The following is a 20,700-nucleotide window of genomic DNA, read 5'->3' as shown; positions in this document are numbered from 1 at the left end:
CGATGCTTAACCGCGACAAAATCTGCGGCGCAGAGTAAGGGAAAAGCCGTAATTCGTCAAATCACCGTTACAAGTAGTGTAATGAATACTTTACGAATTACTGACCCTCTGATCCTTTATAGGCTTATGCCTACTTCATAAGGGCAATGTTGCTGCGCGACATTCCGGCGTAACGTAAACAATAAATATAAATTATCAAATTAAGTGAGGGTTTTATGGCAGGGGAGAATCCCTTTACCGCGGCATGGAGCCGGGGAGGTAACCTGTTGTGCCATGGTCACTGGATAATCAGCTGGCAGAACCAACCCCTGATACTTCCCGAGCCCCGTCGCGAAAAGGATATGGGCACTTGGGCAATCTATTCGGTTATTGATCCTGAAGACGAAACCTTTGCACAAGGCTTACAGGAAGATGAGTGGATTATTGAGAATGTCGAGTGGTTAACGGATATGTTCTTCGAAGTGGGTATTCCGCTGGAGACCTCCAGCTACCGCTATTTTTACCAGGCCGTGAATCCCCATGACTGGCGCTGCACCAGCTGTGCGGGGTGTATGTAAATTAACGCGGTGCCGGAAACCGGCACCGCGCTGAAATTAATTCTGCGTATCAAGAGTGGAAAGTTCTTTATCAATAAAGTAAAGACCTTCGCCGGATTTCCCCACCAGAGATAATTTATCCAGCACGGATTTAAACAGCTTCTCTTCTTCATGTTGCTCAGCGACGTACCACTGCAGGAAATTAAAGGTTGGATAATCCTGGCTGGTCATCGCCGCATGAACCAGTTCGTTAATTTTCTGCGTGATCAGCTGCTCGTGCTCGTAGGTGGCGCGGAACAGTTCATCGAGAGAATTATACTCGGCAAAGGGTGACGTCACGGTTTCAATGCGCGGCAGGCTGCCCGTATCCGTCAGATAATCAAACAGACGCTGCATGTGGGTCATCTCTTCCTGAGCGTGACGACGCAGAAACGCGGCAGCGCCCTCGAAGCTGTGGTAGCTGCACCAGGCGCTCATCTGCTGGTAGAGCAGGGATGAAAAAAGCTCAAGGTTCATTTGTGCGTTGAGCTTGTCGATCATTTCAGTTTTCAGCATGGTGACGCTCCGGATTATTATTTCTGGTTCACAATGAGCGACACTATAATTTGTTATTTAATTATTTGCAAAACGTAAAATTTTTATTTTATTTATTTAAAATACGAATGGGAATAAAACGCATTGGCAATTTTTAAAACTTATTAATGAGAATTATTTTTGTTCGTAATGAAATAAACTGCCAGCACGCGCTGGCAGCTTCGATTAATACCACGGATTATTTGACTTAGGATTAACGGCGTAACCCATACATTTATACTGGATAGTCACGCTCTCGTTCAGGCACAAAGAGCCGCTCGTCAGGGTGCAGGTTTTAATGGGCTGACCATAGGCTGAGGCAGTGGCATACCCCATGCTCTGACACGCTTTTGCCGCCGTGCCGTTGTTCACATACGCATCGGAATACGCATTTTGCAGCGCTGCCTGGCCGTAGTCGAGGCGGACGATGCCGTTCGGCGCGTCGAGGCTGCTGACTTCAGCCTGGCGATTAATGCTACATCCCGCGAGCAGCAGGATTGTGCCGGCTACAATGACTCTTTTCATGGTTCGCTCTGAGTGGATGGAAATACGTTATCGTACCCGCAGATGCCCGCTGCAATGCCTGGAATAGCCGGACAATCTGCCCTCACTCTTCGCAACGGGTCAGCGGTGAGCGCTTTCAGTCCATACCGCAAGAAAAGTGTGATGCGAGTCACAAAAGTGTTGATTTTTGTGATGGTGGTCATATTATAGGCACGTTAATAATAAAGTTGTATAACAAGTTAATGGAGCATCATCGTGAAACTGCGCAAAATCCTGAAAAGTATGTGGGCCAATTACTGCCGCACGTTCAAAGACGTGCCGCCGGGCGCCATGTTCTGATAAAAAAAACCTGCTTCGGCGGGTTTTTTTGTACCTGCTGACGATGAAGGGAAGGAGTCAGGGGGCGTGTTTTGATACTATGGCGGCCTTTAAATAAGGAGAAAGCCCCCATGTCACAAAACCTGAGCGCCGATCAGGAACTGGTCTCTGACGTTGTCGCCTGTCAGCTGGTTATCAAACAAATCCTCGATGTTCTGGACGTGATTGCGCCGGTTGAAGTGCGCGAGAAGATGTCTACGCAGCTGAAAAACATCGATTTCGCCAGCCATCCTGCTGCCGCTGACCCGGTTACGCTTCGTGCGATCCAGAAGGCCATCGCGCTGATTGAGCTGCGATTCACGCCGCAGGGTGAGTCCCACTAAAGCAGGGAAATGGGCGACGGCATGTGTCGCCCTTTGATGCGGTCAGAAGAACGTCTGGACCAGCAGGTAGCTCGCCGCGCACGCGCAGCTTACCCCAATCAGCCCCGGCAGAATAAAGCTGTGGTTGATGATAAATTTGCCGATGCGGGTCGTGCCTGAACGGTCAAAGCCGATGCAGGCCAAATCGCTTGGATAGGTCGGCAGGACAAAATAGCCGTATGACGCCGGGAAAAAGGCGATCAGCATTTTCGGGTCGATGCCGAGCATCAGGCCCATAGGCGCAACGGCCGTCAGCGCAGCCGCCTGGCTGTTCACCAGTTTTGACACCAGAAACAGCACGATGGCATACGTCCACGGGTGGCTTTTCACCACGCCTTCCAGCGCCAGCTTCAACTCGTCGAGATGCGCCTGGAAAAAGGTATCGCTCATCCACGCCACGCCGAACACCGAGAAGATCGCCACCATACCGGCCTTGAACACCGCGCCGTTGGAAATCGCCGACGCGTTGACCTTACAGGCCATCAGCATCACGGCGCCCGCAATTAACATCATCATCTGAATGACAAGGTTCATCGACAGCGCCGTCATTTTGCCTTTCAGCTCAAAGGCGGGACGCAGGTCAGGGAACGCCCCCAGCAAAACGACCACGGCAATACCGGCAAAGAAAATCCACGTGGACCAGTAGGCCTGTTTAGGGAAACGCTGATTCATTAACGTCTCCGTTCCGCCGTAGATAAACTCGCGCTGCTTAGGATCTTTCAGCTTTTCCTGAAACTCCATGTCGTCAGCCAAATCTTTCCCACGGCGTAAACTCCACAGGGCCGCAATAGCGACGCCGAAAAGCGAAGCGGGAACCGACACGGCAAGAATTTCCAGGATCCCCCACGCGTGGCCGATCCCATGCTGGGCCGCAAGGATGGACACCAGCGATACCACGGCAACGGAAACGGGGGAGGCCGTAATCGCCATCTGCGACGCGACCGATGCCACGGCCATGGGGCGCTCGGGGCGGATCCCTTTTTTCAGGGCGATATCCGCAATGATGGGGAACATGGTGTAGACCACGTGCCCGGTGCCGCACAGAAAGGTCAGCATCCAGGTGGTGAAAGGCGCGAGCAGGGTGATGTGCTGCGGGTGTTTGCGAAGCAGACGTTCAGCAAACTGCATCATGACGTTGAGGCCGCCCGCAGTCTGTAGCGTAGCCGCACAACCAATCACCGCGAGGATGGTCAGCATAACGTCTACCGGCGGCTTACCCGGTTGCAGACCAAAGACAAAACATAAAATGAAAAGACCAATACCGCTGATTAACCCAAGCCCCATACCGCCAAAACGCGTACCCGTCAGCAGGCAGAGGAGAATAACAACAAACTCAATGGTGATCATGATGCTCCCTCGTCAATGATTATGTAACTAAATAAATCATCACACGTTGTGTGGTTAATCATTGGGAGCCAGATCTGATTTGTTAAATTTCAGCAAAAGCAGAAGGTTGGAGAGGGGAAGGGGCCTGCTCCCCGGATCGGAAGCAGGCCAAGAACTCAGTGGTGCTGCACCGCCACAATGTCGAGCAGGTGACGGTCAGTTTGCTCAGGACATAAACCCGCCTGCTGGGCATTATGGATCTCATCCGCCAGCGTCTTCAGCAGCATGCCATCCTGCTGCTGCTCTTTGTCCATATCACGTAAGAATTTGAGCGTCGTAATGTCCTGCTGCGCCCTGGCTTCATCGGCCAGCTTGCTGAGGGTGCTGCAGCGCTGTTCATACTCTTCAAGCGTTTTCTGAAACAGTTCTTCCAGGCAAGAGTAGTTTTCATTGATCCCATCAAGGGCTTTAACGACAGGATTTGCCCCTGCGGCTTTCAGGAAGTTAAAGACACGCATCATATGGGTGACGTTACTTTGCGCCTGAGAGCGAAAGAATGTCGCAGATCCCGTGAGGCTATTCTCGGCACACCACGCGCTTAAGTGAAGGTGCAGATTCGAGGCGTAGAACTCAAGGTTCATCTGCGCGTTAAGTTTTTGCATCATCGTTTGGGTAGCCATACTCATATCCTTATTGACTGTGGGACGTGATGTCCGTTGCTTAACCTGAGGGCCAGGCAAATACGAAGAAAAGAGCAGAAATACACATTCTGCCGTGACCGAAATTCACTTCCTGTGTTCGATATAAATAAGCATACCCTTGTCTTTGGTCTAAGAAAACTCTTAATTAGGCTGTGTTTACCATACATTACAAAGTTTAATATAGTACAGAAATGCAATTAGCTCGCCATGAATTGAGCCTTGGTTAATGCTCTAATAATTAACGATTTTTATTGCATTGATACACTGTTACTCTTTCGAAAATATTAAGTTGGAATAATGCTCCGTGAAAAAGAGAAATACGGATTAATCGTTTCGAATATATGATGTGCTAATAAAATTGCGTTAAATCAAATTCTGCTGAATAACTTTTTTCCAGGTGCCTGGCGCATTTTTGATGAAAAACATGTTGGACCTCTTTAGCGCCAGGTGCGTTTTTCCCGCTGAGGGGTATCAGGGATATCTTAGCTAATCTTATGGATAATTCTGCTTATCCCACTTTCATTTGTCTGACAAATCCTGCCTTTTTTATGTCATTTTCCGCTGAATTTATGTACGCAATTACTGTAATTCTGCGGTGTGATGGGGCTCTCTTATGGATGATTAATTTCCCGCTAAAACTATCACCAGCAATAACGCTTATGACGAGGTAAGCGCTAATGCCTTGTTTTAAGTCCGATTAAATAAGAAGCACGCACATATTCCCTACAGAAAAGAATGCTAAAGCTGGAGTTTACCATGCACAAATTTACTAAAGCGCTGGCGGCCATCGGTCTGGCTGCCGTTATGTCACAATCCGCTATCGCTGAGAATTTAAAACTCGGTTTTTTGGTAAAACAGCCCGAAGAGCCCTGGTTCCAGACTGAGTGGAAATTCGCCGATAAAGCCGGGAAAGATTTAGGTTTTGAAGTGATTAAAATCGCCGTGCCTGACGGTGAGAAAACCCTGAACGCCATCGACAGCCTGGCGGCCAGCGGTGCAAAAGGTTTCGTTATCTGTACCCCGGATCCAAAGCTGGGATCGGCAATCGCGGCGAAAGCGCGCGGTTACGACATGAAGGTCATCGCGGTTGACGATCAGTTCGTGAATGCGAAAGGTAAGCCGATGGACACCGTCCCGCTGGTCATGATGGCGGCGACCAAAATCGGCGAACGCCAGGGCCAGGAACTCTATAAAGAGATGCAAAAGCGCGGCTGGAATGTCAAAGAGACCGCGGTGATGGCCATCACGGCTGACGAGCTGGACACCGCGCGTCGCCGTACTTCCGGTTCAATGGACGCGCTGAAGGCGGCCGGTTTCCCGGAAAAACAGATCTACAAAGTCCCAACCAAATCTAACGATATCCCGGGCGCTTTCGACGCCGCGAACTCTATGCTGGTCCAGCATCCGGAGGTCAAACACTGGCTGGTGGTCGGCATGAACGACAACACCGTGCTGGGTGGGATACGCGCGACGGAAGGCCAGGGCTTCAAAGCGCCTGACGTGATCGGGATTGGCATCAACGGCGTTGACGCCGTCAGCGAGCTGTCTAAAGCGCAGGCTACCGGCTTCTACGGCTCTCTGCTGCCAAGCCCGGACGTTCACGGCTACAAATCCAGTGAGATGCTCTACAACTGGGTAACCAAAGGGGCTGAGCCGCCGAAATTTACCGAAGTGACCGACGTGGTGCTGATTACCCGCGACAACTTCAAAGAGGAGCTGGCGAAAAAAGGACTGGGCGGTAAGTAATACGCTGTGATTGTGCCCCTCACGCATCGTGAGGGGCCAGACGTACACACTACAGGAATCACGGAGACGTTATGCGACAGTCTGATCCGTATCTCTCTTTTCGCGGCATCGGGAAAACCTTCCCCGGTGTTAACGCGCTGACCGATATCAGCTTCGACTGCTATGCCGGCCAGGTTCACGCCCTGATGGGGGAAAACGGCGCGGGTAAATCCACGCTGTTGAAGATCCTCAGCGGCAACTACGCGCCCACGACCGGCACGCTGGCCATTCGCGGCGAAGAGGTGGCGTTTGCCGATACCACGGCGGCGCTCAATGCCGGGGTGGCGATCATCTACCAGGAGCTGCACCTCATTCCTGAGATGACCGTGGCGGAAAACATCTATTTAGGACAGCTCCCGCACAAAGGCGGCGTGGTAAATCGTTCGCTACTTAATTATGAAGCGGGGCTGCAGCTTAAACACCTGGGTCTGGACGTCGATCCCCAGACGCCGCTGAAATACCTCTCCATCGGCCAGTGGCAGATGGTAGAAATTGCCAAAGCGCTGGCGCGTAACGCCAGAATTATTGCCTTCGATGAGCCCACCAGTTCGCTCTCCGCGCGCGAAATCGACAATCTATTCCGCGTGATCCGCGAACTGCGTCAGGAAGGCCGTACGATTTTGTATGTCTCGCACCGCATGGAAGAGATATTTGCCCTGAGCGACGCCATCACCGTCTTTAAAGATGGGCGCTATGTGCGCACCTTTACCGACATGGCGCAGGTTAACCATGACCAGCTTGTTCAGGCGATGGTCGGTCGCGAGCTGGGTGATATTTATCACTGGCAACCGCGCCCGTACGGCCCTGAACGCCTGAGTCTGGACAACGTCAAAGCGCCGGGCGTGCGTACGCCCGTTTCGTTATCCGTACGCAGCGGCGAAATTGTCGGCCTGTTTGGTCTGGTAGGGGCAGGGCGCAGCGAATTGATGAAAGGCCTGTTCGGCGGTACCCGCATTACCGATGGGCAGGTCTCCATTGACGGCGAGCGGGTCGATATCCAGAAACCGGCCCACGCAATCAGGGCGGGGATGATGCTCTGCCCGGAAGACCGTAAAGCCGAGGGGATTATTCCGGTGCATTCGGTACGCGACAACATCAATATTTCCGCCCGCCGCAAGTTTATTCGCGCAGGCTGTCTGATAAACGATGGCTGGGAGTCGAGCAACGCCGACCACCATATTCGCTCGCTGAATATCAAAACGCCGGGTCCGGAACAGCTGATCATGAATCTGTCAGGCGGAAACCAGCAGAAGGCGATTTTAGGCCGCTGGCTGTCAGAAGATATGAAGGTCATTTTGCTGGACGAGCCGACGCGCGGTATCGATGTGGGGGCAAAACACGAGATTTATAACGTGATCTATGAGCTGGCAAAGCGCGGCGTGGCGGTGCTCTTCGCCTCCAGCGATCTGCCGGAGGTGCTTGGCGTGGCCGACCGCATTGTGGTGATGCGTGAAGGCGAAATTGCCGGTGAATTACTTCATGAACAGGCGAATGAACAACAGGCGTTGAACCTCGCCATGCCTAAAGTCAGCCAGGCTGTCGCCTGAGTAAGGAGTTAATGATGTCCTCTGTTACTACATCCGGAGTGCCGAAGTCGAAGTCGGCGCTGAGTTTTGGACGTATCTGGGATCAGTACGGCATGCTGGTGGTCTTTGCCGCACTGTTCCTTGCCTGCGCGATCTTTGTCCCTAATTTTGCCACCTTCATTAATATGAAGGGGCTGGGGCTGGCCATTTCCATGTCCGGGATGGTGGCCTGCGGGATGCTGTTCTGCCTGGCTTCCGGCGATTTTGACCTGTCGGTGGCGTCGGTGATTGCCTGTGCGGGCGTCACGACGGCAGTGGTGATCAACATGACGGAGAGCCTGTGGATTGGCGTTCTGGCCGGTCTGCTGCTCGGCGTCATCAGCGGTCTGGTGAACGGTTTTGTTATCGCCCGCCTGAAGATTAACGCCCTGATCACGACGCTCGCGACGATGCAAATTGTCCGCGGGCTGGCCTACATCATCTCCGACGGTAAAGCGGTAGGGATTGAAGACGAGCGCTTCTTTACGCTGGGTTACGCCAACTGGCTGGGGCTGCCCGCGCCAATCTGGCTGACCGTGGCCTGCCTGATCCTGTTCGGCTTCCTGCTCAATCGGACCACTTTTGGCCGTAATACGCTGGCGATTGGCGGTAACGAAGAGGCTGCTCGCCTGGCCGGGGTGCCGGTGGTACGAACCAAGATTATTATCTTTGTGCTCTCAGGACTGGTTTCTGCCGCCGCGGGGATTATCCTGGCCTCGCGTATGACCAGCGGCCAGCCGATGACCTCTATCGGTTACGAGCTGATTGTCATTTCGGCCTGCGTGTTAGGGGGCGTTTCCCTCAAGGGCGGCATCGGAAAAATCTCATATGTGGTGGCCGGTATCCTGATTTTGGGCACCGTTGAGAACGCTATGAACCTGCTGAATATTTCACCGTTCTCGCAGTACGTCGTGCGTGGTCTGATCCTGCTGGCCGCCGTGATTTTCGACCGTTACAAGCAAAAAGCGAAGCGTACCGTGTAACCCCAGCGCTGCGTTTTTATTGCACAACTTATAACCTTAGTTGACCCCTGAACCGCCCCGCCAGTTTTGCTGGCGGGGCGGTTGTCAAATGGCGAGCCCCGTCACACTGTCTATACTTACATGGCTATGAAAGAGGTAAAGGTGTTTACCTCTCGTAAACCGTAAGGAGGATTAGGGTGGCTGACATGTTAACCGCACCGCCTGTACTGCCCGGAAAATATGCTTTCTTTTTTGATCTCGACGGCACGCTCGCCGGGATCCAGCCGCATCCTGACGACGTGGTCGTACCGGATACGGTGCTAGAGAATTTGCAGCAGCTCTCCAGACTGAACGAGGGCGCATTGGCATTGATTTCAGGGCGCTCAATGGCCGAGCTGGACGTGCTCGCCAGTCCTTACCACTTTCCGCTAGCCGGTGTACACGGAGCGGAGCGCCGCGATATCCATGATCAACTGCACGTTGTATCACTTCCTGAGACCTTAATTCAGGCGTTACACGCTCAACTCTCCTCGGCGCTGGCGTCGCTTCCGGGCACTGAACTGGAAGCGAAGGGCATGGCTTTCGCCTTGCACTATCGGCAGGCACCGCATCACGAGGCGGCAATCTTTGCGATTGCCCGCAGCGTGGCCGATGCACACCCGCAGCTCGCGCTGCAGCCGGGGAAGTGCGTCGTTGAGATAAAACCGGAAGGGATTAATAAAGGTGCTGCTATTGCGGCGTTTATGGCGGAACCGCCATTTAAGGGACGTACACCCGTATTTTTTGGCGATGACCTGACCGACGAGGCTGGGTTTCGCGTGGTGAATCAGGCCGGAGGGATCGCCGTCAAGGTGGGGCCTGGTGACACCGTTGCCGAATGGCGACTGGCGGATGTCGCCAGCGTCTGGCAGTGGATATCTGACATCGCTAACCAGCAACAACAACAAATAGCGCAAAGCAAAGGGGGAAACCATTATGGGTCGCTTAGTCGTCGTCTCTAACCGAATCGCACCGCCTGACGATAAAAAAGCCAGTGCGGGTGGCCTGGCGGTAGGGGTGTTAGGTGCCTTAAAAGCCGCTGGCGGGCTGTGGTTTGGCTGGAGTGGGGAAATTAGTGAAGAAGAGAAACCGCTCAAAAAGGTGACGCGCGGAAACATTACGTGGGCTTCATTTGCATTGAAAGAGAAAGACTACGACGAGTATTACTCGCAGTTCTCGAATGCCGTCCTGTGGCCCGCGTTTCACTATCGTCTTGACCTGGTCAAATTCCAGCGTGAATCCTTCGAAGGCTACTCGCGCGTGAATGCGCTGCTGGCGGATAAACTGCTGCCATTAATAGAAGAAGACGATATTTTATGGATCCACGATTATCACCTGTTGCCCTTCGCGCGCGAGCTGAGAAAAAGAGGGGTAAATAATCGCATTGGCTTCTTCCTGCACATCCCGTTCCCGACGCCGGAAATTTTTACCGCGCTGCCGCCGCATGAAGAATTGCTGGAGGCGCTGTGTGATTACGATTTGCTGGGCTTCCAGACCGAAAATGACCGCCTCGCGTTCCTTGACTCCGTGTCAGGTAAAGCGCGGCTGGTGACCAAAGGCGGGAAAACCCATACGGCGTGGGGGAAAACCTTCCATACCGAAGTGTATCCAATAGGGATTGAACCTGACGAAATCGCGGAGCAGGCTTCCGGCCCGCTGCCGCCTAAGCTGGCGCAGCTTAAGAATGAACTTAAGCACGTGAAAAATATCTTCTCGGTAGAGCGTCTTGATTATTCCAAAGGGCTGCCGGAACGCTTCCTGGCGTATGAAACGCTGCTGGATAAATATCCGCAGCATCACGGTAAAATCCGCTATACCCAGATCGCGCCGACGTCGCGCGGTGAGGTTCAGGCCTATCAGGATATTCGCCACCAGCTGGAGACGGAAGCAGGGCGCATTAATGGCCGCTACGGGCAGCTGGGCTGGACGCCGCTCTTTTACCTGAACCAGCACTTTGACCGTAAGATCCTGATGAAGGTCTTCCGCTATGCGGACGTTGGCCTGGTCACGCCGCTGCGCGACGGGATGAACCTCGTCGCGAAAGAGTATGTGGCGGCCCAGGATCCTGCCGACCCGGGGGTTCTGGTGCTCTCCCAGTTTGCCGGCGCCGCAAATGAGCTCACGTCGGCGCTTATCGTGAACCCTTATGACAGGGATGACGTGGCGAACGCGCTGAATCGCGCCCTGACAATGCCGCTCACGGAACGTCTTTCCCGCCATGCTGACATGATGGAGACAATCCGTAAGAACGACATTAACCACTGGCAGGCACGTTTTATTCAGGATCTCCGGGACATCGCCCCGCAAAGTCATGAAGGCGATCTGCAAAAAAAGATCGCGACCTTCCCTAAACTCGCCTGATTTTCCGCTGGGGGGTTAATTCCCCCCAAGCGGTACTAACAGCACATCGACCTGGCTCGACGCGACAATGGATTTCGCCGCGCAGGCTGCCCGCGATATAAAGCTGTGGTTATGATTCCCGCAAATCACTAAATCAATATCCTGTTTACGACACATGTCGAGAATATGAGCGTTAAGCTCCCCGGTCGCAATAATTGTCTCATAAACCGGATATTGTGCCTTTTCCACCAATTCGCGCAGAAATTGCTGCGTTTCTTCCTGAAGGACCTCTCGAATATCCTCCAGCATGGGCGCGGCCAGCTGATTATACATCTCTGGCTCCGCGGCGAGCGTGATGAGGCTGATGCGGGCATTGTGGGGTCTGGCAATGGAAACTGCCCGGGCGACGAGCTGATGACTTTCGGGGGAAACTGCAACAGAAACAAGAAGATGGGAGTAACTCATGGCGCACTCCTTAGGTGTCTGAAAGACAGCGTATGATCACCTTTACCGCGATTTCCCTGGTTCTGCAAGAGCTGATTACGACATTAGTGTGAAGCTTATCATAATTATTCATTAATTATTCTTATAAGAAGAATAACTGAAAAATGCGCCTAAATGAAAAAAATTAACAACTTAACGTAAATCACACAAATTCACGCTTTCACTGTTAAATCGTTTTGACGCGTTACAAACTCATTTCGAATGATCACGTCCTGAAACATCTTTTTTGTGCTACCTGCATAACTATATGTTTTTTCACGGTAAGAAAAATGTTTCCCGGAGAGGGGTTTGTTGTAAATGTTTCCGCACGGCGCTTGCGGCGGCAAAAGCACGATGCATGCCAGTTCTAATCACACGTCTGCATGAGTATTCGTCGATTAAGAATACAAAACAGTACTGATTGGTTAAAAAACGAACAAATTACAAGTCATACTGATGGATTTATGGGTCATATTCACTTAAATTGTGTGACGTGGATCACATTTTTTTTAAATTTGAGGGTGGCTGGATTGTATGTGGCAAAACTGACGAGTAGAGTTTGCGTCGAATTAGGAAAAATCTTAGTTATTTGTAAGAAATGATAAATCTTGTAAGAGACGCATTCGCGGTTTCTCTCTTACGGTTTCAGTGAATACAAACCTAAATTCAACTATGCATTTAGCCTTTTCTTTTTTATACCGGGTGATTTCCCGGCGACATCACGGGGTGCGGTCTTTCCGCATAAAAATAATAGTTGGTTATTCGGGATGGGAACAATGCATACATCCGAGTTGCTAAAACATATCTATGACATCAATTTGTCGTATTTACTGCTCGCGCAGCGTTTGATTAGTCAGGACAAGGCGTCCGCGATGTTTCGTCTGGGTATTAACGAAGAGATGGCAACCATGCTGGGCGGATTAACCCTCCCGCAGATGGTTAAACTGGCTGAAACGAATCAACTGGTTTGCCAGTTCCGTTTCGATGATTCGCAGACAATAACGCGTCTGACGCAGGATTCCCGTGTGGACGATCTTCAACAGATCCATACCGGTATTCTTCTTTCCACTCGCTTGCTTAACGAAATCAGCCAGCCTGATGACGCAGCCCGTAAGAAAAGGGCCTAGCAATGAGCGAGAAAAGCATTGTTCAGGAAGCGCGTGACATACAGTTGGCCATGGAGCTGATTACACTGGGTGCTCGTTTACAAATGCTGGAAAGCGAGACTCAGTTGAGCCGTGGCCGTCTCATCAAACTGTACAAAGAGTTACGTGGTAGTCCCCCGCCGAAAGGCATGCTGCCGTTTTCTACCGACTGGTTTATGACGTGGGAGCAGAATATTCACGCTTCCATGTTCTGTAATGCCTGGCAGTATCTTCTCAAAACCGGTTTGTGTAGCGGCGTTGACGCCGTGATCAAAGCGTACAAACTTTACCTTGAACAATGCCCACAGCAGGAAGAAGGCCCTCTGCTGGCGCTGACCCGCGCATGGACGCTGGTGCGTTTTGTTGAGAGCGGAATGCTTGAACTGTCGCGCTGCAACTGCTGCGACGGCAATTTTATTACCCATGCTCATCAGCCTGCAGGCAGCTTCGCCTGTAGTTTATGTCAGCCTCCATCCCGCGCAGTAAAAAGACGTAAACTTTCCCGGGATGCTGCCGATATTATTCCACAACTGCTGGATGAACAGATCGAACAAGCTGTTTAACCCGAACGTGTGGGAAAGATTCCAGCAGCGGTAAGCAATTACCGCTGCTTTTTTTTACCCCGCAAACGGTAAACGCTGCGAGCTGGACGTCCTTGCCATAGTCACTAGCGGAAGGATGATGTCGTGCTTATCTTATTAGGTTACCTGGTAGTTCTCGGTACAGTTTTCGGCGGTTACATGATGACCGGCGGGCACCTTGGAGCACTCTATCAACCGGCTGAACTTATTATCATCGGCGGTGCAGGGGTAGGGGCTTTTATCGTTGGCAACAACGGTAAATCGATCAAGGGCACGCTGAAAGCGATTCCGTTGCTGTTCCGTCGCTCGAAATACACCAAAAGTATGTATATGGATCTGCTGGCACTGCTCTATCGCCTGATGGCGAAGTCGCGTCAGCAGGGCATGTTCTCGCTTGAACGGGATATTGAAAACCCGAAAGAGAGCGAAATTTTTGCCAGCTATCCGCGAATTCTTGCTGACGCCATGATGCTGGATTTCATCGTCGACTATCTGCGACTCATCATCAGCGGCAACATGAATACCTTCGAAATCGAAGCGCTGATGGACGAAGAGATCGAAACCCACGAAAGCGAATCTGAAGTGCCGGCCAACAGCCTGGCGCTGGTCGGCGACTCGCTTCCGGCATTCGGTATCGTTGCGGCGGTAATGGGGGTGGTTCACGCCCTGGCCTCGGCAGACCGTCCGGCAGCCGAGCTCGGTGCGCTGATTGCCCACGCGATGGTGGGGACTTTCCTCGGTATTTTGCTGGCGTACGGCTTCATCTCTCCGCTGGCAAGCGTTCTGCGCCAGAAGAGCGCGGAAACCACCAAAATGATGCAGTGCGTGAAGATCACGCTGCTCTCTAACCTCAACGGTTACGCGCCACCGATCGCGGTTGAGTTTGGCCGTAAAACGCTTTACTCCAGCGAGCGTCCGTCGTTTATCGAGCTTGAAGAACACGTGCGTGCGGTGAAAAACCCAAACCAACAGACGACAACTGAGGACGCATGAAAAACCAGTCCCATCCGATCGTCATCGTAAAAAAACGCAAGCACAAGGGCGGCGGGCATGGCGCACACGGCTCGTGGAAAATTGCGTACGCCGACTTTATGACTGCAATGATGGCGTTCTTTCTGGTGATGTGGCTGATCTCCATCTCCAGCCCCAAAGAACTGATCCAGATTGCCGAATATTTCCGAACGCCGCTGGCAACGGCGGTGGCCGGTGGGCCGCGTATCTCTAACAGCGAAAGCCCGATCCCGGGCGGCGGCGATGATTATACCCAGCAGAAGGGTGAGGTGAAAAAAGAGCCGAACATCGACGAGCTGAAAAGAAAGATGGAGCAGGCGCGTCTGAAGAAACTGCGTGGCGATCTCGATCAGCTGATTGAGGCAGATCCGAAGCTTCGCGCGCTGCGCCCGCATCTGAAGATCGACCTGGTGCAGGAAGGGCTGCGTATTCAGATTATCGACAGCCAGAACCGCCCAATGTTTAAAACCGGGAGTGCGGAAGTCGAACCGTACATGCGCGACATTCTGCGCGGTATTGCACCGGTGCTGAACGGCATTCCTAACCGAATCAGCCTGTCAGGACACACGGATGATTTCCCGTACGCCAGTGGGGAGAAGGGATACAGCAACTGGGAGCTTTCTGCCGATCGTGCCAACGCCTCGCGTCGCGAGCTGGTGGTAGGTGGGCTTGATGATGGCAAGGTACTGCGCGTAGTCGGCATGGCCGCAACCATGCGCGTTTCCGACCGCGGGCCGGATGATGCCATCAACCGTCGTATCAGTCTTTTAGTGCTGAACCAGCAGGCGGAGCAGGCCATCCTGCATGAAAACGCCGAAAGTCAGAATGAGTCACTGGACGATTTAAAACAGCCTGGGGCCGTTCCTTCGGCTGCCGTTCCAACATCGCCACCAGCCAATCCGAGGTGATAGCGTGAGCATGGATATTAGCGATTTTTACCAGACATTCTTTGATGAAGCCGACGAATTGTTGGCCGATATGGAGCAACACTTGCTCGATTTGGTGCCCGAAGCACCGGACTCCGAGCAGCTCAATGCCATCTTCCGTGCGGCGCACTCTATTAAAGGCGGAGCCGGAACGTTTGGATTTACCATCCTGCAGGAAACGACCCATTTAATGGAAAACCTGCTTGATGAAGCACGACGCGGTGAGATGCAGCTCAATACCGACATTATCAACCTGTTTTTGGAAACCAAAGATATTATGCAGGAACAGCTCGACGCCTATAAAAGTTCGGCAGAGCCTGATGCCGCCAGCTTTGAATACATCTGCAATGCGCTGCGCCAGCTCGCGCTGGAAGCAAAAGGTGAGGTTGCCGCCGCGGTTGTTCCGGCCGCAAAGCTGAGCGTTGTTGATGCGGTTGCCGGTCAGGAGTCTGCCTCAGCCGACGCACAGGCGGGCAAACTGCGCGTTGTGCTGTCACGCCTGAAAGAGAATGAAGTTAACCTGCTGGAAGAAGAGCTGGGTAATCTGGCGAAATTAAGCAACGTGGTAAAAGGCAAAGACAGCCTTGCCGCGACGCTTGATGACGGTATTGGCCAGGACGATATCGTCGCGGTGCTGTGCTTTGTGATTGAAGCTGACCAGATCGCTTTCGAAACCGAAGAGGCTGCGGTTGACGCTCCTGCGGCAGTGGAAGAGGTGGTCGTTGTCGCTCAGGCCGCCGCACCGGCTGTGACGCCTGCGGCCCCGGCGCTGAAGGCGGTGCCAAAAGAGGCCGCTGCGACTGGCCGTGGTGAAAAACCTGCCGCACGCTCCAGCGAATCAACCAGCATCCGCGTTGCGGTTGAGAAGGTTGACCAGCTGATTAACCTGGTTGGCGAACTGGTGATCACCCAGTCGATGCTGGCACAACGTTCTAACGAACTGGACCCGGTCACGCACGGCGATCTGATTACCAGCATGGGGCAGCTGCAGCGTAACGCCCGCGACCTGCAGGAGTCGGTGATGTCCATCCGTATGATGCCGATGGAATATGTCTTCAGCCGCTTCCCGCGTCTGGTGCGCGACCTTGCCAGCAAGCTGAATAAACAGATTGAACTGACCCTGATGGGCAGCTCAACCGAACTGGATAAGAGCCTGATCGAGCGCATCATCGACCCGTTAACGCACCTGGTGCGTAACAGTCTCGACCACGGTATCGAACTGCCGGAAAACCGCATTGCCGCCGGAAAATCTCCGGTTGGGAACCTGATCCTGTCTGCGGAACATCAGGGCGGGAACATCTGCATCGAAGTGACCGACGACGGCGCCGGTCTTAACCGCGAGCGCATCCTGGCAAAAGCGATTTCGCAGGGGATGGCGGTCAATGAAAACATGACCGACGAAGAAGTGGGCATGCTGATCTTCGCGCCGGGCTTCTCTACCGCAGAGCAGGTGACCGACGTGTCCGGGCGCGGCGTAGGCATGGACGTGGTGAAACGTAACATCCAGGAGATGGGCGGCCACGTTGAGATCCAGTCTAAACAGGGTTCCGGCACCACCATTCGCATTCTGCTGCCGCTGACGCTGGCGATCCTCGACGGCATGTCCGTCAAAGTGGCGGACGAAGTCTTTATCCTGCCGCTGAACGCCGTGATGGAATCCCTGCAGCCGCGTGAAGAAGATCTGCATCCGCTGGCGGGCGGCGAGCGCGTCCTCGAAGTGCGCGGTGAGTACCTGCCGCTGGTGGAACTGTGGAAAGTATTCGAAGTGGACGGGGCGAAGACAGAGGCCACGCAGGGTATCGTTGTGATCCTGCAAAGCGCGGGCCGCCGCTACGCGCTGCTGGTCGATCAGCTGATTGGTCAGCACCAGGTGGTGGTGAAGAACCTCGAAAGCAACTACCGCAAAGTGCCGGGTATTTCTGCCGCCACCATTCTGGGTGATGGTAGCGTGGCGCTGATCGTCGATGTCTCGGCGCTTCAGGGATTAAATCGTGAACAACGTGTGGCGTACACAGCCGCCTGATTAAGTAGAAGGTAATAACATGACCGGTATGAGTAATGTAACGAAGCTGGCGGGCGAGCCATCAGGGCAGGAATTCCTGGTATTCACTTTAGGCGATGAGGAGTACGGCATCGATATCCTGAAAGTGCAGGAAATCCGTGGTTACGACCAGGTTACCCGCATCGCTAACACGCCTGCTTTTATTAAAGGTGTCACCAACCTGCGTGGCGTTATTGTGCCAATCGTGGACCTGCGCGTGAAGTTCAGCCAGGGCGACGTTGACTACAACGACAACACCGTGGTGATCGTCCTCAACCTGGGGCAGCGCGTGGTCGGCATCGTGGTGGACGGCGTATCTGATGTGCTTTCTCTGACCTCTGACCAAATTCGTCCGGCGCCGGAGTTTGCGGTCACGCTCTCGACCGAATACCTGACCGGTCTGGGCGCGCTCGGCGAGCGTATGCTGATTCTGGTGAACATTGAGAAGCTGTTGAACAGCGATGAGATGGCGCTGCTGGATATCGCCGCGAGTCATGTAGCGTAGGTAAAAGCAAAACGGCAACCCAGGTTGCCGTTTTTTGTGTTTGCTCCCTCTCCCTGTGGGAGAGGGCTGGGGTGAGGGCATCAGGCCTCACCCTTTTTCATACCGTTACGCTTCCTGCTTGACCAGCTCAGCTTCAGCTTCCCGCGCGCCTTCATTCTGCGACAGCATCGCGGTCGCAATACCATTCCCCAGAACGTTAATTGCGGAACGGCCCATATCCAGGAAGTGGTCGATCCCCATCAGCAGCAGAATACCCGCCACCGGAATGTTAAAGCTTGGGATCGTCGCTGCCAGCACCACCAGGGATGAACGCGGTACGCCCGCAATCCCTTTTGAGGCCAGCATCAGGGTCAGCATCAGCACCGTCACTTCCGAGAAGCTCAGGTGAATGTTGTATGCCTGAGCGATAAACATTGAGGCGAAAGAGCAGTACACCATCGAACCCACCAGGTTGAAGGAGTAGCCGATCGGCAGAACGAAAGAGGCGATGTTGCGCGAGCAGCCAAAACGCTCCAGCTGCTCCAGCGTTTTGGGATAGGCGGCTTCAGAGCTGCTGGTGGTAAACGCCACCAGGACCGGATCTTTCAGCATGCTGACCAGGCGAAACACCTCTTTTTTCAGCACCATATAGCCCACGGCCAGCAGCACCATGCAGGTGAGAAGGATGGCAACATAGTAGCCGCCAATAAAGGAGGCGTAATTAAGCAGAATGCCCAGACCCTGCGTGGCAATGACGGAGGAGATCGCCGCAAAAATAGCCAGCGGAGCAACGTACATCACGTAACCCGTTACCTTCAGCATGATATGGGAAACCACATCCAGCGCGGCCACCAGCGGCGCGTTGAATTTCTGGCCCAGCGACGCGCCGCCGATGCCGAAGAACATCGAGAACACCACAATCTGCAGGATCTCATTGTTCGACATCGCCCCTGCGATGCTGGTCGGAATGGTGTGCGAAAGGAACGCTTTCAGCGTCATGCCGCCAACGGCCAGACCGGTATCCACCGCTTCGGTTGGAACCGTCAGGTTCAGACCGCTTCCCGGATGCTCCAGCGTGACGATAAACAGGCCGACCAGAATAGAGAGCACGGATGAGCTGATAAACCACACCATCGCTTTGCCGCCAACGCGGCCAATGGTGGAGGTTTCACCCAGCTTCATAATGCCGACGGTGAGCGTGCTGAAGACCAAGGGTGCAATGACCATTTTGATCAGACGGAGGAAAATATCGGTCAGAAGGGTAATATTATCCGACCAGGCTGTGATGGCATCCGCAGATGCATATTCATGAATTGCTGCCCCTGAAAGAATACCCGCCAGCATGAATATCACGATGAAGAGTGTGAGTTTGTTTGCACTTGCCACGAAAAAAGACCCTCTATGCGCTTCAGATGTAGCCCGCATCGATACATATAAATTTTTTATTACGATGCGGGAAATTATTCGGCACATAAATTGACGCAAAGCGTAGGGGGATACAACTCCTTTTTAAGTTTTATTAATTTTGTTGTTATTGCTCCGACGATATATTGTGATCTGCATCACATTTTGGTGGATATATTCTCTCTGGAAAAAATAAAATAGCGGATTAAATGAATTTAACCCTCTGTTATTAATATGAAAATTAAGTCAATAAGACATATGGCTTATGCGTGGAGGGGCGGGTGGTCGAAGCGATATCCGTAAACTAAATTCACAATAACCCCCTCAGAGGAACCTTAAGCGGGGCTAACATCTTGAACGACAAAAATAAAATGTGGCAAGGGAACGGAGACGTCTTCTGGAGGGTGGTAAATGAAAAGAAAACTTCTTTTGATCTGCGCAGGCACCTTACTGACTGCAACAACGGCCCATCAGGCGCTGGCCGTCACCAGCAGCGGCACCATTGGGGCGACGCTGACGCTGACAAACGGCTGTCTGATAAACGGATCGCCCGCGCAAAGCGGCATTAACTTCGGTACGCTCGATTTCGGTACCCATCCGGCAACCTTTTCCACGCTTACGACGCAGCTGAGCGGCGCCAGCGGCGGAAACACCTTCACCATTCAATGTACGACCGCAAGCTATACGGTCGCGATCACCGGTAATACCCACTCTACCGCGCCCGGCTCCGTTGTCGGTTCGCCGGGTACGCCTGAACGCTATCTGGTTAATACGGCCAACGCGGCACAGGGCGTGGCTTACAGCCTGTACAGCGACAGCGGGTTTAACACCGTGATTGCCAATAACGCCGCGTTGCCGATCGCCTCTACGACCGGAGGCGTGGATAGTTACACCCTCTACGGGCGAATTACCGGCGGTGGTAACAGCGTGACGGTCGTCCCGGGAACCTACACCGACACGATTAACGTCAGCGTCACCTACTAGTCCCGAACCGCCATGAAGGCAACTCTTACAGGTCTGCGCAAACGCGCAGAGGGACGCGTGCAGCCTTTTTTCGCGCTGATCGTCGGATTGCTCATGATGCCCACGGCGGACGCGGTGACTTCACAGTCCTTTAAGGTCAGCGCGACGATTGTACCGGGATGCGCGGTGGCCACCGGTAGCGGAGGGCTTCTCGGTACGCTGGATTTTGGCAGCCATAACGGCGTCGAAAGCGCGCCGGTCAGCACCAGCTTTGTGCCAAACGGGGCGTTGTCTATCGCCTGTACGCCGGGCGTGGCGCTGAGCATGAGCATTAATGGCGGTCAAAATTATTCATCCGTTCGTCGGATGAAGCGGTCCGGTGGAGCAGAACTGGTGCCGTACCGGCTCTACAGCAGCAGCTCGCTGGCTGCGAACAGCGAAATTGGCGTTAACCAGGCGATACCGGTGACCTATACCAACAGCAATAACATCGCGCTGCCGCTTTTTGGCGTGGCGCTACTGACCGGCTTTAGCCCGGCGGGAACCTATTCCGATCAGCTCACCGTGACCTTGTCATGGTAATAAAGGGAG

The 20,700-nt window shown here is 53.3% G+C and carries 22 protein-coding genes; 16 read left to right on the top strand and 6 right to left on the bottom strand.

Annotated features, from left to right (window positions below; genetic code table 11):
- Positions 1 to 215 precede the first annotated feature (215 nt).
- Positions 216 to 557 carry a PM0253 family protein gene (locus tag KIF87_RS03345; RefSeq protein ID WP_213327890.1) on the top strand — a complete coding sequence of 114 codons (342 nt, stop codon included), beginning with the start codon at positions 216 to 218 and terminating at the stop codon, positions 555 to 557.
- 36 nt (positions 558 to 593) lie between these two features.
- Here the strand turns inward: KIF87_RS03345 and ftnA are convergent, their stop codons facing one another.
- On the bottom strand, positions 594 to 1,091 hold the full coding sequence (ftnA, locus tag KIF87_RS03340; protein ID WP_023336146.1) for a non-heme ferritin: 498 nt from the start codon (positions 1,089 to 1,091) through the stop codon (positions 594 to 596).
- A 204-nt stretch (positions 1,092 to 1,295) separates the two neighbouring features.
- Entirely contained in the window at positions 1,296 to 1,634 is a 339-nt protein-coding gene (gene yecR / locus KIF87_RS03335; protein ID WP_213327889.1) for a YecR family lipoprotein, read from the bottom strand.
- A 234-nt stretch (positions 1,635 to 1,868) separates the two neighbouring features.
- On the opposite strand from yecR, the gene azuC reads away from it, so the two are divergent.
- Positions 1,869 to 1,952: a stress response protein AzuC gene (gene azuC / locus KIF87_RS03330; protein WP_014884364.1), complete on the top strand. Its 84-nt coding sequence runs from the start codon at positions 1,869 to 1,871 to the stop codon at positions 1,950 to 1,952.
- A 110-nt stretch (positions 1,953 to 2,062) separates the two neighbouring features.
- On the top strand, positions 2,063 to 2,314 hold the full coding sequence (locus tag KIF87_RS03325) for a DUF2766 family protein (RefSeq protein ID WP_008500405.1): 252 nt from the start codon (positions 2,063 to 2,065) through the stop codon (positions 2,312 to 2,314).
- Between the two features lie 42 nt (positions 2,315 to 2,356).
- Here KIF87_RS03325 and KIF87_RS03320 read toward each other — a convergent pair whose 3' ends face one another.
- Positions 2,357 to 3,700 (bottom strand): anaerobic C4-dicarboxylate transporter, encoded by a 1,344-nt coding sequence (locus tag KIF87_RS03320; protein WP_063143674.1) that lies wholly within the window; start codon positions 3,698 to 3,700, stop codon positions 2,357 to 2,359.
- A gap of 155 nt (positions 3,701 to 3,855) precedes the next feature.
- Positions 3,856 to 4,359 carry a non-heme ferritin-like protein gene (locus KIF87_RS03315; RefSeq protein WP_213327888.1) on the bottom strand — a complete coding sequence of 168 codons (504 nt, stop codon included), beginning with the start codon at positions 4,357 to 4,359 and terminating at the stop codon, positions 3,856 to 3,858.
- 777 nt (positions 4,360 to 5,136) lie between these two features.
- Here KIF87_RS03315 and araF point away from each other — a divergent pair.
- From araF to otsA, 5 genes are all read left to right on the top strand, one after another.
- Positions 5,137 to 6,126, top strand: coding sequence for an arabinose ABC transporter substrate-binding protein AraF (gene araF / locus KIF87_RS03310; RefSeq protein ID WP_213327887.1), 990 nt, complete (start codon positions 5,137 to 5,139; stop codon positions 6,124 to 6,126).
- 71 nt (positions 6,127 to 6,197) lie between these two features.
- On the top strand, positions 6,198 to 7,712 hold the full coding sequence (araG, locus tag KIF87_RS03305; RefSeq protein WP_213327886.1) for an L-arabinose ABC transporter ATP-binding protein AraG: 1,515 nt from the start codon (positions 6,198 to 6,200) through the stop codon (positions 7,710 to 7,712).
- Between the two features lie 14 nt (positions 7,713 to 7,726).
- The gene (araH, locus tag KIF87_RS03300; RefSeq protein WP_023336141.1) at positions 7,727 to 8,713 is read left to right on the top strand and encodes an L-arabinose ABC transporter permease AraH; all 987 of its coding nucleotides are present in this window, start codon (positions 7,727 to 7,729) and stop codon (positions 8,711 to 8,713) included.
- 176 nt (positions 8,714 to 8,889) lie between these two features.
- A complete protein-coding gene (gene otsB, locus KIF87_RS03295; RefSeq protein WP_213327885.1) occupies positions 8,890 to 9,693 on the top strand; it encodes a trehalose-phosphatase in 804 nt (267 codons plus the stop codon).
- Positions 9,668 to 11,092, top strand: coding sequence for an alpha,alpha-trehalose-phosphate synthase (gene otsA, locus KIF87_RS03290; protein ID WP_121424238.1), 1,425 nt, complete (start codon positions 9,668 to 9,670; stop codon positions 11,090 to 11,092). The genes otsB and otsA overlap by 26 nt, the downstream gene beginning before the upstream one ends.
- A gap of 15 nt (positions 11,093 to 11,107) precedes the next feature.
- Here the strand turns inward: otsA and uspC are convergent, their stop codons facing one another.
- The gene (gene uspC, locus KIF87_RS03285; protein ID WP_159514446.1) at positions 11,108 to 11,536 is read right to left on the bottom strand and encodes a universal stress protein UspC; all 429 of its coding nucleotides are present in this window, start codon (positions 11,534 to 11,536) and stop codon (positions 11,108 to 11,110) included.
- Positions 11,537 to 12,330: 794 nt separating this feature from the next.
- On the opposite strand from uspC, the gene flhD reads away from it, so the two are divergent.
- From flhD to cheW, 6 genes are all read left to right on the top strand, one after another.
- On the top strand, positions 12,331 to 12,681 hold the full coding sequence (gene flhD, locus KIF87_RS03280) for a flagellar transcriptional regulator FlhD (RefSeq protein WP_023336137.1): 351 nt from the start codon (positions 12,331 to 12,333) through the stop codon (positions 12,679 to 12,681).
- Between the two features lie 2 nt (positions 12,682 to 12,683).
- Complete coding sequence (flhC, locus tag KIF87_RS03275) at positions 12,684 to 13,262, top strand: flagellar transcriptional regulator FlhC (RefSeq protein ID WP_013096051.1); 579 nt, start codon at positions 12,684 to 12,686, stop codon at positions 13,260 to 13,262.
- 123 nt (positions 13,263 to 13,385) lie between these two features.
- Positions 13,386 to 14,273, top strand: a complete 888-nt coding sequence (gene motA, locus KIF87_RS03270) for a flagellar motor stator protein MotA (RefSeq protein ID WP_008500417.1) — start codon at positions 13,386 to 13,388, stop codon at positions 14,271 to 14,273.
- Positions 14,270 to 15,199: a flagellar motor protein MotB gene (motB, locus tag KIF87_RS03265; protein WP_029741333.1), complete on the top strand. Its 930-nt coding sequence runs from the start codon at positions 14,270 to 14,272 to the stop codon at positions 15,197 to 15,199. The genes motA and motB overlap by 4 nt, the downstream gene beginning before the upstream one ends.
- A gap of 4 nt (positions 15,200 to 15,203) precedes the next feature.
- Positions 15,204 to 17,240 (top strand): chemotaxis protein CheA, encoded by a 2,037-nt coding sequence (cheA, locus tag KIF87_RS03260; protein ID WP_213327884.1) that lies wholly within the window; start codon positions 15,204 to 15,206, stop codon positions 17,238 to 17,240.
- A gap of 19 nt (positions 17,241 to 17,259) precedes the next feature.
- The gene (gene cheW, locus KIF87_RS03255; RefSeq protein WP_008500420.1) at positions 17,260 to 17,763 is read left to right on the top strand and encodes a chemotaxis protein CheW; all 504 of its coding nucleotides are present in this window, start codon (positions 17,260 to 17,262) and stop codon (positions 17,761 to 17,763) included.
- 105 nt (positions 17,764 to 17,868) lie between these two features.
- Here cheW and KIF87_RS03250 read toward each other — a convergent pair whose 3' ends face one another.
- Positions 17,869 to 19,128 carry a dicarboxylate/amino acid:cation symporter gene (locus KIF87_RS03250; RefSeq protein WP_023312261.1) on the bottom strand — a complete coding sequence of 420 codons (1,260 nt, stop codon included), beginning with the start codon at positions 19,126 to 19,128 and terminating at the stop codon, positions 17,869 to 17,871.
- A 429-nt stretch (positions 19,129 to 19,557) separates the two neighbouring features.
- Here KIF87_RS03250 and KIF87_RS03245 point away from each other — a divergent pair, with 429 nt between their 5' ends.
- Positions 19,558 to 20,130, top strand: coding sequence for a Csu type fimbrial protein (locus tag KIF87_RS03245; protein WP_121424229.1), 573 nt, complete (start codon positions 19,558 to 19,560; stop codon positions 20,128 to 20,130).
- Between the two features lie 12 nt (positions 20,131 to 20,142).
- A complete protein-coding gene (locus tag KIF87_RS03240; RefSeq protein ID WP_213327883.1) occupies positions 20,143 to 20,691 on the top strand; it encodes a Csu type fimbrial protein in 549 nt (182 codons plus the stop codon).
- Positions 20,692 to 20,700 lie beyond the last annotated feature (9 nt).

Source organism: Enterobacter sp. 120016 (assembly GCF_018383635.1).
Lineage (GTDB): Bacteria > Pseudomonadota > Gammaproteobacteria > Enterobacterales > Enterobacteriaceae > Enterobacter > Enterobacter asburiae_D.
Note: the sequence above shows the minus strand (reverse complement) of the source record. Positions and strands in the feature narration are given on the sequence as shown.